The following is a 16,663-nucleotide window of genomic DNA, read 5'->3' as shown; positions in this document are numbered from 1 at the left end:
TCATGCTGCCGCATTTCACCCCTGTGGGCAATCGCGACCCTCAGCGCCGCACTGGGCCATCCATAAAGTAGGGAGTGCAGCAGTATAACTGCCGCACTCCCCAGCTTCAAAGAAGCCGGCTTGCAACCGGCCTCTATTCATGTTCGGTCAATTGCTGATCGGCCAATTCGGCCTGCAACGCCTGAATCGCTACTAGCAACTGGCGCTCGCGCTCGGCCAACGTGGCCGCCATTGCGCGCGCCGCCGACAATTGTGCAGCACGGGCTAAGGCCGTCGCCCCAGCGGGGACGGTATCATTTTCTAGACGGGCAACCGATTGGCGCGCCCGCTCAAGGCCGGGGCGCAAGCTGTTGAGGCGAGCGGTAAGTACTTCGATGCGCTGGCGAAAGTGATCTTGCATGGTTTATCCTCCACATATTCGCCGGGCACATCCGTAGCGCCGCGGCGACAATGACCTGAGCGGCACCGTCGCCGCGATCCGCCATCTAGTATATCGTGTTTGCACATTTTTTGCAATGGGTGTGCAGAGATGGTGAAATACAATGCGCAGGGAATATTGCTTTCCCTGCGCATTGTGCTGTGTTACGTTACTCCAAAGGATTGATCACGCCATCGCGATACACTTCGATCACCAGATCGTGTTCGATGCGGCCAGCACAGCGAGTCGTCTTTTGCTCTGGCGGTTCGTCGCCGATCGTCTCAACAGTGACGACAATGGTTATATCAATGTCGGTGTAGGCATTCTTCTGCGTGCTGATCCGCCAGAGCGGTTCACCGAGCGTATCGCCTTTACCCACATATTCGAGTTTGTCGAGCGTATAGCGGGTGTCGACATTGCCACTGATCGACACACCAACACACCCCGTTAGCGTCGTGCTCATGAGCAACCCAACCAACAACAGCGCTATCCGGCGGCGCGATCGCCACGCGAGGATGCCGGGAGGCACAAAGACCAATGCCAGCCACACCGGCGCAGCATTACTCGTGGCCGGCGGTGGGAAGACAACCTGCATCTCGCCTTCGATCGCATCAGGTGAGATCAAGGCTAATGCCGCGAACTGCGAGGTATCATCCGCTTCGCTGGTCAGCGAGGCTGCCCCTCCGTCAAAGACAAAGGCCAGTTCGTTCAGACCGCTCCACTGGTACGAACCGCGCGGTGCCACTATCAACGAAATCGCTTGAGCCAGCTTAATCAGATCGGCTAGATCATCATTAAAGTTTTCATTGTCATTCACACACGATACGGTCGTGCTGATCACCTTCTGGCTCACCATGATCCAGTCACCCTGCAAATCGACCACATGCACTTTGGCCTTGAAGGTGGCTGACTGATTGCGGGCCAAGGCTACCACCCGCACCATGTCGTAACCCATACCGCGATGGATTGGGCCGAGCACCAGTTGGCTGGAGCCATCGTGATACGTGACCGGCTCATCGCCCCGCCGGTAAAACAGCTCCACTCCCGGCTCAATGGTGAGCATGACCGGCCAGCCGGATGTGTTCGGGTTAGCTCCGCCGTTCACCACACTCAACGGATAGACGGCGCCACTGTCAATAACGGCTTGGATCTGGTACTCAGGCGGACGGCCATTTGGCGTTTGTTTCTCGATCTGCGGCGCCTCAGCAGTCGAACTGAGCACAAAATGATCACCCCTGTTGCGGCGAACGCTGATCACATCACCGACCCGGCTGGCTTGTTGCAACACCTCCGGCAGCATGATCCCGGTATTGGCCCGTTCCGGCGCCACCCCAAGCAAATAGCGGGCATAATCATCGAGGTTAGCGCGCAGCTTCGCTTGGCGCGCTTCATCCATCAACGGGTAGCTGCCCTCGTTGATCGCCTTCACCAGCTCTTCCTCGCTCAGCGCGCAGGCACTGTTCGCGCAGAGGTTGACCTTCAGCAATTGGGCGTGAATGTAGCGCGATTCATCGTTCCGTCCCCACGTGAACGGTTCGGACTGAAAGCCAAGCTTCGGCCCATCAACCGTCGTTTGGCCGTACTGAGTGAGGTTGTGCTCTTGCGCTGCCGGCTCGATCAGAAAGACCAAGTTCTCAGCGGTTGTCTCTAACCACCACGCCTTGATGCCAGAGAGGGCCGCCACCGTCATCGCATACTCTTCATCTTGCACCCAGTGGGCCAGCTCGTGAATCAGTTCGTAGCGTCCGGGCGGGTTGGCGATGGTTTGGGCGCTATCAACCGGCAACGAGAGGATGCTACTCTTGGGGCTGTATGCCGGCGCGTTGAGATCAGGCTTGATCACCACGAAAATAGACGAGTTCGACTTGGCTGCGGTAAACCCTTTCTGAGCAAAACTCCGCAGAATCGAAGCGATCTGGCGAATCACTTCATCGGCCTGATCAAGCGTGAACTTGGCCGTCATTGGCCACATCACGTAGATTTGGCCATTGGTGCGGCACAGTGTGTTCGACGTCCATTGCAAACAGAGATGATAGTCGTCGGCGGCGAATGCCGGCGGGGGTGCGAGTACCTGCCACAGCTTTCCATCGCTCGCGGCGCTCTGCGGGCGAGCCACGAAGTAGCGGATCGTACCACCCCCGCCATTGCCGGAGGTGAGATCAGGCACACCGGTGGGCGCCACCCGCACTGCCAGCTCCAGTTTTCCATCACGTGGTTCTTGATCGAGCACCGCCAGATAGGTGTCATCGACTAACGCCACAATGCGCGATTCGGGTGAAGCGGCGGGCAGCGACAGCGTGACCCGGCCCCGACTATCGTTTGGTGCAGTCACTGCGTAGAGCGGCGTCTCGATCACGGCCTGTTCTTGCAAGGCGACGGCCAATGGACCCTCAGCGGCGCTGAGGGCAACCGTAATCGGCTCGCCGGTTTCCATAACGGTGGGTGGGGCAATGATTTGCGTGCCGTATTCATCGGTGTAGGGTTGACCATTGGGTTGCACCGGCAGGCTGGCTAACGGCTTTACTTCCATCACCAGCGGAGCGGGAACAGCGGTTGGCGGCGGCGCAACCGTCGCCTCCGCGCCACCCGGTGTAGACTCGCTCGCGGTGGGAGGGCCGGTCACGCAAGCGGCCAAACCGCTCCCGATGACAAGAATAAGGAACCAATAGAGGGCGCGTGAGATGCCTTTAGCAGGACATGGAGCAAACGGCGGACGAGATGGGGCGAGCATACGGTTCCTCCTTGGCGAAAGGATGGTTCGGCACAGGGAACCTGTATGTTGTTGTAGCGCGTACTGCACCAACTGTCACGGTGTTTCGATATAACTCCGCATTGCGAAGAAGCAACAAATGGACAACCGCTATAACACTGTGCTAACACTACGCTACTACCCAACTAATATCGCCAGAGTAGAGTGATGTTAGCTGAAAAACAACAGAACTCAAGCGAGGTCACTATGGTCTTTGCAAGCCCAATTCGCACGGGCGAACAGAGCATCAACCGCGTCTTGCAAGCAGGATTGCCGGTCTTACTCGTCTTCGACCGGCGCGGTTGCCAAACTTGCCAGCAACTCGAACCAACCCTCGAACGGTTGGCGCAACGCTTTGCTGGCAAGGCGCTGATTGCGCGGGTTGATGCCGATGATAACCCGGCTCTAGTGCGGAAATATAGCGTCACCGATCTACCGGGGCTGGTCTTTATTAGGCATGGCGCGATAGTGGCACGCACTGCCGGCGCTGCGCCAGAGACGGCCTTACAAGCATGGTTAAACTACCTGAGCGGCGAGGGTTCGCAGCCGCCGTTGCCGAGCGGGCCGAGTATGCCGCTGCACCAATCGGCGCCGGCCACCAATGGCACCGCACCCAACCCTACGTCAAACCGTCCAGCCGCCAGCGAACCACGCGCGCCGGCTGGGCCGGTGATACTGCGCGACGCCACCTTCGATCAAGTAGTCGGCCAGAGCCAGCAGCCAGTGCTAGTCGATTTCTGGGCGCCGTGGTGCGGCCCGTGCCGGGCCGTCGCGCCATCGATCGAGCGGCTGGCGCAAGAGTTCACCGGCAAGGCGGTGGTTGCCAAGCTCAACGTGGACGAAAACCCGTACACGGCCCAACGCTTCGGCATCACCGGCATCCCAGCGATTTACGTCTTCAAAGACGGTCGGGTCGTTGAGCGGCTAGTCGGCGCACAGCCGTATCAGGTCTTGCGACAAGCGCTGGCCCGGCATGTGGGACGATAGCACACGGGTAGCCTCGGCGGGAATATCTCGCCGAGGCCGTTTTTGCATGCAATGATGGTTACGCATAGAGTGGGGTTAGCGTGAATTATGCGCAAACACTGTGTTCGCCTTTCATACGTCAGGCTCCCTGCTGTATGAAATACTCCTACCTATCTTTAATCCACATTCAGCAGAGAGGTCATGAGGAAGGTATAGTCTCGCTATTCGCTCAGGACCATCATTGAGTGGCCGGGCTTGCTCATCGCTGATGTGCTGTTCTTCGCCCTCGGCTGGAACATCCGCGCCGATCTTGCCCGCCAAATGGCAACCATGATCCCGGCACAAGGCACCGTTGTCGAAGACGTATCGCGCATTGCCAACACCAACAGCGGGAAGCGAACCTTCGACGACCCGGTAGTCAAGTTCTGCACCGCCAATGGCGAGCCGATCCGGTTCGAGAGCACGCTTGGCGGCAATCTGCCAGCGTTTCAAGCCGGCGAGCAAGGAGAAGTGCTGTACACCCTTGTCAATCCATAGGAAAACTGACTACCGGTATATATCTTTCTCGGCAGTTTGGTGACGCTCGATCTGGATTGAATTCTTGAAACTCGGCGGATTGCTTGGCCTGATCGGCACGATTCTGTGGCGCCGCCGCGCCTAGATACACGGCATCCCACCTTTTCTGTCGGGCAGGATGCCGGGTTGACACTTATGGATTAGCCGGCGTTTCTCCCGGCGTTGACGGCTGCGTGCGATTTGGCTGCGGAACAACAAGGGCCTGTCCATCCACCGCTTGATTGTTAAGCAACAGGGTCAGATTGGTGTTTGGGTCAACGAACCACACATTCCCCCTCGACATCATTTGCACGAGCAATTCACGCTTGCGCAGCTCGAACAGTTCGGGGTTTTCGCGCCAGTAGCGACCTTCAATTGCTCGCACCTGCGCTTCGCGATTGGCGGCCTCAAGTGCCGCTGCCGTGATACCTTTTTCGCGAGTCAACGCGACCAAGGCCTCTTGCTCGGCTTGGAAGAGGTTATTGGCTTGTTGCGCTTCGATCTGCTGCCGGCGTTTCTGCTCGGTTTCAATCTGCACTTCAAGATTCGCTTTTTCGGCCAACAACTGAGCGTATGTCTCACCAACCTTGATATCAAGTACCTTTACCGCTTCGATCGTGATGTACAGTTGATCAACCGGCGCGCGTTGGCCATCACCGGGCGGCGTGGTAAGAAAACGGCGGATCCGCTCGGCAAAGGCGCCACGATCCGAGAGCGCTTCATCGAGGGTAAACTGGGTACTGGCGCTCTTGAGCGCATCATTGATAAACCCATCCAGAAAATCATTCAGTTGCGCATCACTGACCCCGATCTCAGCATAGGCGGCGCGTAACGCCTGCTCAGTTGGTAAGCGGCGAAAATCGACTTGAATATCAATGTCGTACAACTGTTTGTCACTGCTGGCAACATTTTGCGAAATTTGCCGTGACTGGCGGCGGATATTGACCAGTTCGATTGCGGTGAAGGGGGCAAAGGGGCGAAAGATCGGCCCCGGCCCATGCACAGCCACGATCCGACCTTGCACCAGCTCAATTGCAGCCTGACCCTCATCAACCTGTACATACTTCATTGTGCTGAGGCCGATACCAGCAATGATCAGCACAAGAATAAGCCCGCCAACTAATGACAACCGTGCATTCATACTTCCTCCTCCACCCGGGCGTGACGCACGTTGCGACGGCGCACCCCCCGATTACGTCGGGAACGACGTGTGTTCTCGTTGATTAGTACGCACCGCAGGGGCGGAAGTTGCAACCGCCTCGTCGATCCCTAACGTTTCGGCAACAATATAGAGTGGCCGGCCTTTCACTTCGTCGTAGATGCGACCGACATATTCGCCGATGATGCCGAGCGAGATCAGTTGAACCGCACCAAGGAAGAGTACACTCGCCAACGTGCTGGCCTGACCATAAAACGCCGGTTCGGCGGCAGCGGGATTGGCTAACCGCATTACAAACACCACAATCAAGAAAATCATACTGATTGCGGCCACGATAAAGCCGAGATAGGTCGCTAGTTGCAGCGGCAGATACGAAAAGCTGGTAATGCCATCGAGGGCAAACCGCAGCATCTTGCGCAACGGATATTTGGTAGTACCGGCGGTGCGGGCATGGCGACGATACGGCACACCGGTCTGACGGAAGCCAACCCACGCTGACAACCCACGCATAAAGCGGTGGTGCTCGCGCATGCGTTTGAGCGCATCGACAACCTTGCGATCCATTAGCCGAAAATCGCCGGTATCGACTGGAATCTTGACGTTGGTAATCCGTACGATCAGGCGATAGAAGATAGCTGCCGTCGTTTTCTTAAACCACGTCTCACCTTCGCGCTCCTCGCGTACACCATACACCACCTGATAGCCTTCGCGCCAACGGGCAATCAGATCGGGGATCACCTCCGGCGGGTCTTGCAAATCAGAATCGATCACGATCACCGCTTTGCCGGTAGCGTAGTCGGTGCCGGCGGTAATCGCAATCTGATGGCCAAAATTGCGCGAGAAGTTGATTACTTTGATGCGTGGATCGCGCTCGTGCAGTTCACGCATAATCTCCGGCGAACGATCTTGGCAACCGTCATTGACCAGCACTAGCTCAAACGGTTCTCCCAGCGGTTCGAGGGCCGCAATCACCCGCCGGCAAAACTCGCCGATCAGTTGCTCTTCATTGTAGACCGGCGCGACCACAGAAAAGGTTGGTTGCACATCAGCCATGGTTCCTCCCCGCCGCATTGGGCGGTTGTAAAGACATTGGATAGTAGCATCTTACGCAATGTAGACGTATCACAATGCGCTTACCAATGACGAGTAAAGCCGCCTGTAGCAAGTTCGATCTCGGCTACCGTAAGATTGATCACAACCCAATAAAACAGGATCGCACTGATCAAGAGCGATCCGAAGGCGAACGGATTCCCAAATCGCCTAAGCCGATGATCTATCTCAGCTAGAAATGACGTTATGAAGAGCGCCAATGCCGGCATCATCGGTAAGAAGAAGCGCTCCTTATTGGTCGTGAGCATCACAACCAAACCGTAGAACATGACCCATCCAAGCAACAGTAGATAGCGCCGATTCGATAATGGGCCTTTCACGATCATACCACCGAACGCTACGAGCCCGAGCGGCCATATAAATAGTTGATGGATTGTATGCTCGCCAAATTGGCGGATATTGCCTAACCAATGACGCCAAAGTCCATACGGATCAAAGTTTAAAATAAACCACATTTGTTCAAACGTTGATCCTTCCGGCACTGAGTCAGTACGCTCAAAAGCGAATGACCAAATGTTTACGTATTGCCGCGTCGAAAATGGCAGACCCGTATCGCGAATATCGAGCAACCACTGCGGCGCCGACACAAGCAGAAATCCGCCAAGCAAAGCCAGCGGGCCAATCAAACGGCCAAGGCGGCTCAACCAAGCTAGCCGTAGCGGCAGTTGAGGCATAGGTTGAAAGTACAACCACACCAAACTCGGGATCAACAGCATCGTGGTCTGTACGCGAAAGAGGTACGCAAGACCAAGCGCCATTCCAGCGAGGATGACTTGCCGCCAAGGCAGTGGCTCATGCCATAGCAAAGCCAGTAACGCCAATGCGGCAAAACTGACCATTGGCGCATCAGTGCTGGCAAAGACGCCATGGGATACCACCACCGGCGCTGCTAACATCACTGCGCTGGCCACCCATGCATACGATCGATGAATCGCTCGCCAAACCATAAGCGTTGTAGCGCCTATCGTCATAAATGTAGCGATAGCGCTGGCGATCCGGCCAAACAGCAGCGCTTGATCACCGGCCAACTGCCCCAACCATAAAATCAGCGGAAAACCGAATGGATAAAAGGGATGGGCGCGGAATACACGCTGCCAAGAGCCGCCATGGTACAAATGCCAATAGTAATCAGGCCCTTCAACGTACCAATGCCATTGCAAGGTTGCTATGACGGCAAACGCCAGAAGTATGACGATCATCCCGGCAATGAACGCGCCGCTATGTGTGCGAGCGGCGCTCTGCGCGAGGAAGGCGCCAATGGTTAATGCCGCAACCATGCCCGGCAACCACGAACATGGCAACCACGTGTAGTCGTTTCCCTGAAGCGGATGCCATACAAGAAGGTCGTATCCTACCGGCAAGAGGAGAGCAACCACGGCAAACCACACAAGCCGTTTGCCGCGCAACGGCCAGAGCAGACGAGCAAATCCCAACAGAGTTACGCCAATCGTGATCAGCGGCGTAATCGGTGCCGTCAACGTGTTTGAACTGCGAATACTTACATGACTGACCGCAATTCCTAACAACCGGGGATCATCTTGATTACGGTTTCGGGTTTCAGCATCAATGGTGAAACGACGTGGTGTAAACAAATCTAACCAGTGATAGGTTGCAGGTGACTGCCAAAGGATATGGTATCTGCGGAAGTCGGGGAGCTGATCTGTAACCACGATTGTGGCCACTGGAAAGGCACGGTCTTTGATCTCAACGTAATAAGGAATAACATCACTGGGAATGTAGGCGCGTATTGTAACCAGATACCTTGCATGCACCGGTGGGAGATTGATAATAGCAGGCCCGCTCGTCCAGCGAAATGGCGTACCATTAGAAGATAGCTCTTTGGTGAAAAAACCGGTTCCCACGATTGCCGAGTCAGCGCCGCCAATGACTGCATCAATCCGCCATGGACGTGATGCCAAGAGCCATGTTGCGCTTAGGGAAATGACGAGCAGTGCAAGGAGCGTTGCCAATGGCAGAAGCTGGATACGCGAGAAATGATAACGCATAATAATTTCAATAACTCAAGCAATCGCGAATAACCACGTCTCACACCGCCGCCATCTCTTCCCAATTCGGCCCAGTCTCGAGATTGACGCCAAGGGGCACAATCAGTTGGTAGGCGCTGCTCATCACTTCACGCAAGAGCTGGGCCGCTTCCACCACCTCTTCTTCCGGTGCTTCGGCGATCAACTCGTCATGCACTTGTAAGAGCAGGCGAGTACGTAAGCCGCGCTCACGTAAGGCGCGATGCACGTTAACCATCGCGATCTTCATAATGTCGGCAGCAGTCCCTTGGATCGGGGCATTGATCGCCTCGCGTTCAGCCGCTGCTCGCCGCGCCCCGCTGGCGCGTAAGTCGTCCATCATACGCTTACGGCCAAACAACGTCTGCACATATCCGTGCTGACGACCAAAGGCGAGGGTCTGGTCAATATAGCGGCGAATGCCGGGGAATTGGGCGAACAGGTTGTCGATCAGTTGACGAGCAAGATCGCGTTCGATGCCAAGACGTTGGGCGAGACCGAAGGCACTAATACCGTAGATGACACCGAACACGACTGTTTTGGCGACACGGCGTTGATTTTTATCGACTTGATCGGGCGCAACGCCAAATAAGCGGCTGGCTGTAGCGGCATGAATATCAAGGCCCTGTTGGAACGCAGCGATCAGATTTTCATCACCGCTGATGTGGGCCAGCACACGCAGCTCGATTTGCGAGTAGTCGGCGGCGATGAATCGATGACCCGGGGCGGCAATAAAAGCGCGTCGAATTTCGCGCCCCTCTTCGGTGCGTACTGGAATGTTTTGCAAATTGGGATTATTCGATGACAACCGGCCAGTCGCGGCGCCAATTTGGTTGTACGAAGTATGAATACGGCCCGTGCGTGGATTGACCAGCTCAGGCAGAGCGTCGATATACGTACTCTTGAGTTTGGTGAGCTGGCGATAGGCCAGAATATCGGCGGCGATCGGGTAGAGCTGGCTCAGCTCTTCCAACACTTCAGCCGTAATCGAATAGCCACCGCTCTTGAGCTTGCTGAGGCCGTGGGCGCGCGGATCAATGCCCATCCGCTCAAACAAGACCTCGTTCAGTTGCGGGCCAGAATTGATGTTAAACGGGCCGCCGGCCTGCGCATAGATGCGTTCGGCCAGCTCGTGAATGCGGTGGGCGAAACGTTTGCCCAGCTCGCGCAGATACTCGTGGTCGAGCAAGATGCCGGCCAACTCCATATCGGTCAACACGTCGATCAACGGCAGTTCGACCCGATAATACAAGTCGCGCAGAGCGGCATCAGCTTCAAGTTGGCTACGCAACACCTCGGTTAAGTGCAGCGTATGCAGCGCATCGGCAGCAGCGTAGGGAGCGGCCTGCTCGATAGGCACGGCGGCAAAGCTGATCTGCTTGCTCCCTCGCCCGATCAGGTCTTCGATCGTCGTGGGTGGTTCGGATAGTTTCAACTCATAAAAGGCCAAATCCTTCAACCCTTGCCGTTTGCCCAACATCGCTGCAGCAATCATCGTATCAAACGCCAGACCAGCCACCTTCATACCAGCACCGGCCAGCACTTCGGCATCAAACTTGGCGTTGTGAGCAAATTTGGGCGTGTGCGGGTCGGCAAATAGTGGGCCAAGCACCGCCACCACCTCGGCCAGCGGCAACTGCTGACCCGTCTCGTGCCCAACCGGTATGTAACAGGCGTCGTCAGGAGTAGTTGCAATCGAAATACCGACCAGATCACTCCCCACTGCTTGCAAGCTCGTGCATTCGGTATCGAAGGCAAACGCCGGTGCGGCGCGCAAGCGCGCCACTAAATCGGCCAATGCCGCCGCGTCGCGCACAATCCGCGTCGCCGCCGAAGCCGGATTAGCTGCCGGCACTGCGCCGCCAAACAGCGAGAGCTGGGTCGGGCCAGCGGCAGCCAGCGGCGCCGCCGGCAGATCGGCGGGCAACTCGGCCAACGCCGGCGCTTGCACCACCGGTGGCAACTTCTTGATCAAGTTTGAGCTAACACCAAACTCCAACTCTTGCAAGAGGGCCATCACTGCGGCCCGATCGTACACGCCAAGCCGGGCTGCCGCTAGATCAAGCTGCACCGGCACGTTGGTCACGATTGTTGCCAGTTGGCGCGAAAAACGGGCTGCATCCGCTTGCCCATTCAGCAAGGTCTGGTACCGCTTCGGCGCATCAGGAATGTGGTCAAGGAGATTGTCGAGTGAGCCAAACTGCTTGAGCAAGGCAATCGCGCCCTTCTCACCGATCCCGCGCACGCCGGGGATGTTGTCAGAGGGATCACCCTTGAGACCACGCAAATCGGCGAGTTGTGCCGGTTCGAGGCCATCGTACCGCTTGCGCACCTGCTCGACATCGTACAGTGTTACACTCGTCTTGCCACCGTAAGGGTTGGCCAGCGCCACGCGCACCTGCTCATTCACCAACTGTAACACATCAGAATCGCCGGTGAGGATGATCACATCTAGCCCTTGAGCAGTCGCTTGGCGAGCCAGTGTGCCGATCACATCATCAGCTTCATACCCCTCGGCAGTGTAGATCGGGATTGACAACGCCTGCACCAATTGGGTGATCCGCTCAAACTGCGGGTAAAACTCTTCCGGTGTCTCGGCGCGCCCGGCTTTGTACTCAGCGTAAAGGTCATCGCGAAAGGTACGCCCGACGTCGAAGGCAACGGCAGCGTATTCAGGCCGGTAGTCGGCCAGCGCCGTCAGCAAGATTTGGGCAAACCCAAAGACGGCATACGTCGGCTCGCCGCGCGACGAGCGCAGCCCACTCTCGCGCAAGGCAAAAAAGGCGCGATACGCCAACGCATGGCCATCAACTAACACCAACAACGGGCGCGCCATACCAAAGCTCCATTCCCAACGATGCGCAACACCCTTTCTGCGCCCATGGATTATACCACGCCGCAATATGGGAACATCCTCGCTCAACGTAAACGGACGTTAATTGCTACGTGGTACAATGTGAGCAATGTCAAAGGCGCTGGCGTAACAACGCGTGATTGCCCAATGCTTGACACCGCCAGCAGCAAATACAACTCACTTGACACACTTGTATGACCACAGCCATTGCAACCGATCAACGGTTCGATCTGCATACATGGCACGGCCACGTTGAACAGGCCAGCCGGCTGCATGCCATTCAGCGCGCGATCCAATCAGCGGGTTTACTCGGCTATCTCAAACCATTGCCCATCCGTCCGGCAACCGAGGCCGAATTGTTGGCCGTTCATAACCCACACATGCTGCACCGGGTGCGCCAACTGGCCAGCTATGGCGGGGGACAGATCGATAGCGACACCTACGTCACCGCTGATTCGTGGGAAGCAGCCATCCTAGCGGCAGGCGCAACGATCTGCTTAGCCGAAGCTATCGCCGAAGGGCGTTGTCACAACGGATTTGCCCTCGTCCGTCCACCCGGCCATCACGCGACTGACATCCGCTCAATGGGGTTTTGCCTCTTCAACAATATTGCGGTTGCCGCACGGGTATTGCTCGATCGGCACGGCCTACAACGAATTGCCATTGTCGATTTTGATGTGCATCACGGCAACGGCACCCAAGACATCTTTTACCGCGACGGGCGGGTGCTCTTTTGTTCGACCCACGCTGCGCCGCTCTACCCCGGCACCGGCGCGATTCACGAGATGGGAGACCCGCGCACTGCCGGCGGCACAACCCTCAATGTTCCCTTACCCTACGGCACTGGCGATCAAGGGTACGACCGCGTCTTCCGCCAGATCATTGGGCCGGCGCTGCGCCGGTTTCAGCCCGAAATCATGCTGGTTTCCGCTGGGTTTGACGCGCACTGGAGCGACCCGATCGGGCCAATGGCGCTTTCAGTAAAGGGGTTTGCCCGTATCGCGCAACACCTGCTCGATTGGGCCGCCGAGCTGTGTGATGGCCGGATCGGATTTGTACTTGAAGGTGGCTATAGCTTGCCCGCCCTCGCTGCCGGTGTCGTTGCCACGCTTCGCTTAATGCTCGGTATGGATCCCGGCCCTGACCCGATGGGTGGCGTCCAAGCACCTGAACCAACGATTGACCATATCATTACCGCATTGCAGAATCAACATCCGCTTTTGATGCAGACTGGTTATCAGGGAGAAGCATGATTGCAGTGATTAACTATGGCGCCGGCAACCTGCCCAATGTGGTGCGCGCGTTGCGGCGGGTCGGCGCCAATTTAACCGTTACCGACAACCCAGAGGTGATTCGTTCGGCGCAGGCGGTCGTCTTACCCGGCGTCGGCGCTACCGCCGATACGATGGCCAGCCTGCGCCAGCTCGGCATTGCCGCTATCTTGCCGGAAGTGGTGGCAGCCGGCACACCGTTTCTCGGCATTTGCGTCGGCATGCAGGTCTTGTTAAGCGAGAGCGAAGAGTTTGGTCGGCACCCGTGTCTCGATATTGTGCGTGGGACAGTTCAACGCTTACCAGAGAGCGCCGGTAAGATTCCGCAAATTGGATGGAATCAGATGCAGATTGACCCAGCATTTCGCGACCATCCTCTCTTTGCCGATATTCCCGATGGCGCTGATGTTTATTTCGTTCACTCGTACTACTGTGATGTCGCTGATCCGACGATCATCGCCGCACGCACCGATTACGGATTGCTCTTTCCGAGCGTGATCATCCGCGACCGGCTGGCAGCGGTGCAGTTTCACCCCGAAAAGAGCGGCGACTATGGCTTGCGCCTGCTAGCCAACTTTGTGGCGTGGAGTGGCGCAACCACTCAGAGAGGATGAGATATGGAGATTATTCCGGCAATTGATTTGAAAGACGGGTGCTGCGTGCGGCTGTACCAAGGCGATTTCGCCCAGATGACAGTCTACGCCGACGATCCGGTCGCCGTGGCGCGGGCATGGCAAGAGCAAGGGGCAACCCGTCTGCATCTGGTCGATCTCGATGGCGCCCGCGCCGGGAGACCGCAGAATGTCGCTGCTGTCTTGGCCATTACCCAAGCCGTGCAGATTCCAGTGCAGCTTGGCGGCGGCTTACGCCGCGAAGAGGATGTCGAGGCGGCTTTAGCCCTTGGGGTCGAGCGCGTGATCATCGGCACCGCCGCGATCGCTGAAACTGAACTGGTGGCTCGCCTGCTCAATCGCTTCGGCGAGCAGATTGTGATCGGGATCGACGCGCGGAACGGTATGGTGGCGACCGATGGCTGGACGGTCACCTCAACTGTGGCGGCCACTACACTCGCCGCACAGATGGCTGCGCTCGGCGCGCGCCGGATCATCTATACCGACATCAACCGCGACGGAGCGCTTAGCGGTCCGAATTTCATCGCGCTGGCCGAATTGATGCGCACCGATGGTCCAGCGATTATCGCGAGCGGCGGCATTGCCACCCTCGATCATGTGCGCCGGCTGGCCCAGCTTGGAGTCGAGGGAGCGATTATCGGCAAGGCGTTGTACGTGGGAGCGATCAGCTTGCCCGAAGCATTGGCCGTCGCCCAAACGGTGACTTCACAACCATAAGAGGATTGTATGTCGAATTCAGACCTCACTGCGCGGTACGAAGAAGAGCGCCTGCGCGCGCAAGAGCAATCGCAATTGGTCTACCTGCAAAGCCAGATCGACGAATTGCGCCGCCTGCTCAAGGACCAGACCAACAAATATCAGTGGGCAATGGAGCAGGTACGCAAAAACGAGGGTGCAATTGCGCAAGTGCAAAGCCTCTTCGAGCGTCACACCAGTGAAGTTGCCCAAGCTAATGAAATCGTGCGCCGCGATGTGGTCGCACTACGACGGGAAGTGGCAGCGGCACTGGTCAAAATCGAAGAAGGTGTGCGTCCGTTGCGTGATATGCAGTCACAGATCCAACAGATCGCCGAAGCGCGCAAACAAGATCGCGACTTTCTCGCCGGCTGGCTTATTCGCATCGAACACGTTGAACAACAAATTACTGCCCTCTCGTCGCAGATCAAAGAACTCGACGAACGTCAACGTCAATTTGCCTTGCAACTCGAACGCTTGCGTGAAGCTGATGCAGCCGTGATGCAAGAGGTGCGGCGTGTTAACGATGATATCCAAGTCGAGAAGCAACAGATGCGGCGAATGGCAGTTGAAGCCCAACAGTTTGTTGCCGATCTCCGTCCATCGATCGACGAGCAGAAGTCACGCATCGATCGGCTCGAAGAACTTCGTCAGCAGATCGACCTCTTTGCCGAGGTACTGCCCGCCCAAATTAAAGAAATCGGAGCAAAGCTCCCTGACATTACTGCCGAAATCAAACGGATTGAGCGCATTTCAACCGAACGCTTCTTGATGAACCAAGAACGGTTGGAAGAGTTGCGCCAGATGGCCGATGATCGGATGAGCGCGTTGCAGGAGACTGATGAGCAGTATCTGCGCCAATTGACGGCATGGCTCGAACGGGTTGATGGTTGGTTGCGCGAGCTTGAGCAGCGCTTCACGCGCACAACTGACCGGATGGAGCTTGAACAAAAGGCGCAACTCTTGCGCATTATGGAATTGGAGCGGCGCGAGGCAGAAACCCTCAATGCCCAACTGGCAACGCTACGCCAACGGCTCGAACAGACGCGCGCTGCCCATCTCGAATTGGGCGGCGGCGATCAGCGATCATAAATACAAGGCGCTGGCGGCAGTCGCCTGCTTCAGCGCCTTGGCGTTACCTTTGCGCTACCCGCCGCAACACGAAAATGCGCGGGTAGAGGCCACCAAGATCAACACGCAGGTGTTGCTCAAGTCGCCATTCCGGCAACTCGGCTAAGGTGCGCTCCATGAGTCGCACTTCGTGGCTGATGATCACTGCGCATCCATCTAGCCGCGTGACGCGGGCCGCCTCACGCAGCAAGGCCGGGTAGAGCGTGACATTGCTGGCATGCGAACCGACCAGATGCCCAAACGGTAAATCGGCCAATACCACATCGATGCTTGCTGGCGGCAATGGCATGTGTTGCGCATCCCAATCGTGCAATGAAACCTTGTGGCTCAAGCCGGCGGCGGCAAGGTTACGATAGGCGCATGCCAACGCTGCAGGGTCAATATCACACCCGATCGCCTGCGCCGCCGGCCCGATCAACAACCGCTCGATCAACAGCGTACCCGAACCGCATCCCACATTTAGCACTCGATCGCTGGCGCGCGGCTTGCTTAGCAGCGCCATTGCGTGCGCTACCGGCCCATTGAGCGCTCCCTCACGATTACACACCCGCCATGAGCGAGTCGCTAATGGCCGCGGCGTCAAGCGTACCAGCACGTCCCAACCAGCCCGCTCGCGGCTGGGGCGCAAGCGCAGCACAAGATCGCCATCGTCTTCACCGATCGAGAGACCGAGCCGCTCGCTCAGCTCGTGCTTGAAACGTCGCAGCACACTACTCTCGGCGCCAGCAGCGCTGAGCAAAAGGGTTTGAAACGTGTTGGCAGGATGCAAACGACGCACCGTGTCGATCATCACCGTGACTTCGCGAAAGTTCTCATCGCCGAGCAAAGCCCGTGGCCGCGGAATGGCAAAGCTGCGCACTAAGAAGACTGAAGTAGCGCAGCGTAAATCGAACAGCGCCGGCAACGGGCCGCGCATCGTTGCCCTGATCACCCCGCTCTCTCCCGGCGGGTCGAGCCGGATACCGGCGATCCGCTGCGCTTCCGCGCGCGCCAATGCTTCGATCCCAGTAGGGACAATGATTTCAATTCGGTGCGACATTGTTATACTATGATAATGAA

13 protein-coding genes are annotated in these 16,663 nt (G+C 57.2%); 6 read left to right on the top strand and 7 right to left on the bottom strand.

From position 1 onward, the window contains the following. Positions 1-133: 133 nt before the first annotated feature. Together Q1A00_RS05075 and Q1A00_RS05070 are read right to left on the bottom strand one after the other, a co-directional pair. A complete protein-coding gene (locus Q1A00_RS05075) occupies positions 134-400 on the bottom strand; it encodes a hypothetical protein (protein ID WP_066791651.1) in 267 nt (88 codons plus the stop codon). A gap of 187 nt (positions 401-587) precedes the next feature. After that, on the bottom strand, positions 588-3,149 hold the full coding sequence (locus Q1A00_RS05070; protein WP_299755553.1) for a hypothetical protein: 2,562 nt from the start codon (positions 3,147-3,149) through the stop codon (positions 588-590). 225 nt (positions 3,150-3,374) lie between these two features. Between Q1A00_RS05070 and trxA the strand changes: the two genes are divergently transcribed. Continuing rightward, positions 3,375-4,154 (top strand): thioredoxin, encoded by a 780-nt coding sequence (gene trxA / locus Q1A00_RS05065; RefSeq protein ID WP_298406096.1) that lies wholly within the window; start codon positions 3,375-3,377, stop codon positions 4,152-4,154. A 234-nt stretch (positions 4,155-4,388) separates the two neighbouring features. Further along, positions 4,389-4,670: a DUF3592 domain-containing protein gene (locus Q1A00_RS05060; protein ID WP_298406097.1), complete on the top strand. Its 282-nt coding sequence runs from the start codon at positions 4,389-4,391 to the stop codon at positions 4,668-4,670. A 172-nt stretch (positions 4,671-4,842) separates the two neighbouring features. Here the strand turns inward: Q1A00_RS05060 and Q1A00_RS05055 are convergent, their stop codons facing one another. The 4 genes from Q1A00_RS05055 to polA all read right to left on the bottom strand — a co-directional run bounded on the left by Q1A00_RS05055 (position 4,843) and on the right by polA (position 11,817). After that, a complete protein-coding gene (locus Q1A00_RS05055) occupies positions 4,843-5,829 on the bottom strand; it encodes an SPFH domain-containing protein (protein ID WP_298406099.1) in 987 nt (328 codons plus the stop codon). 51 nt (positions 5,830-5,880) lie between these two features. Beyond that, positions 5,881-6,900: a glycosyltransferase family 2 protein gene (locus Q1A00_RS05050; protein ID WP_298406101.1), complete on the bottom strand. Its 1,020-nt coding sequence runs from the start codon at positions 6,898-6,900 to the stop codon at positions 5,881-5,883. Between the two features lie 80 nt (positions 6,901-6,980). Next, positions 6,981-8,963, bottom strand: coding sequence for a glycosyltransferase family 39 protein (locus Q1A00_RS05045; RefSeq protein WP_299755548.1), 1,983 nt, complete (start codon positions 8,961-8,963; stop codon positions 6,981-6,983). Positions 8,964-9,003: 40 nt separating this feature from the next. Further along, positions 9,004-11,817: a DNA polymerase I gene (gene polA / locus Q1A00_RS05040; protein ID WP_299644789.1), complete on the bottom strand. Its 2,814-nt coding sequence runs from the start codon at positions 11,815-11,817 to the stop codon at positions 9,004-9,006. Between the two features lie 212 nt (positions 11,818-12,029). Here polA and Q1A00_RS05035 point away from each other — a divergent pair, with 212 nt between their 5' ends. The 4 genes from Q1A00_RS05035 to Q1A00_RS05020 are packed head-to-tail and all read left to right on the top strand — an operon-like array spanning position 12,030 to position 15,565. Next, positions 12,030-13,088, top strand: coding sequence for a histone deacetylase (locus tag Q1A00_RS05035; protein WP_298406107.1), 1,059 nt, complete (start codon positions 12,030-12,032; stop codon positions 13,086-13,088). Then, positions 13,085-13,720: an imidazole glycerol phosphate synthase subunit HisH gene (gene hisH / locus Q1A00_RS05030; protein ID WP_298406109.1), complete on the top strand. Its 636-nt coding sequence runs from the start codon at positions 13,085-13,087 to the stop codon at positions 13,718-13,720. The genes Q1A00_RS05035 and hisH overlap by 4 nt, the downstream gene beginning before the upstream one ends. Before the next feature lie 3 nt (positions 13,721-13,723). Then, positions 13,724-14,455 (top strand): 1-(5-phosphoribosyl)-5-[(5-phosphoribosylamino)methylideneamino]imidazole-4-carboxamide isomerase, encoded by a 732-nt coding sequence (gene hisA, locus Q1A00_RS05025; protein WP_298406111.1) that lies wholly within the window; start codon positions 13,724-13,726, stop codon positions 14,453-14,455. 9 nt (positions 14,456-14,464) lie between these two features. Then, positions 14,465-15,565: a hypothetical protein gene (locus tag Q1A00_RS05020; protein WP_299755543.1), complete on the top strand. Its 1,101-nt coding sequence runs from the start codon at positions 14,465-14,467 to the stop codon at positions 15,563-15,565. Between the two features lie 43 nt (positions 15,566-15,608). On the opposite strand, the gene Q1A00_RS05015 is transcribed toward Q1A00_RS05020, so the two are convergent. After that, positions 15,609-16,643 carry a methyltransferase domain-containing protein gene (locus tag Q1A00_RS05015; RefSeq protein ID WP_298406115.1) on the bottom strand — a complete coding sequence of 345 codons (1,035 nt, stop codon included), beginning with the start codon at positions 16,641-16,643 and terminating at the stop codon, positions 15,609-15,611. Positions 16,644-16,663 lie beyond the last annotated feature (20 nt).

Source organism: uncultured Chloroflexus sp., assembly GCF_938091255.1.
Classification (GTDB): Bacteria; Chloroflexota; Chloroflexia; order Chloroflexales; family Chloroflexaceae; genus Chloroflexus.
Note: the sequence above shows the minus strand (reverse complement) of the source record. Positions and strands in the feature narration are given on the sequence as shown.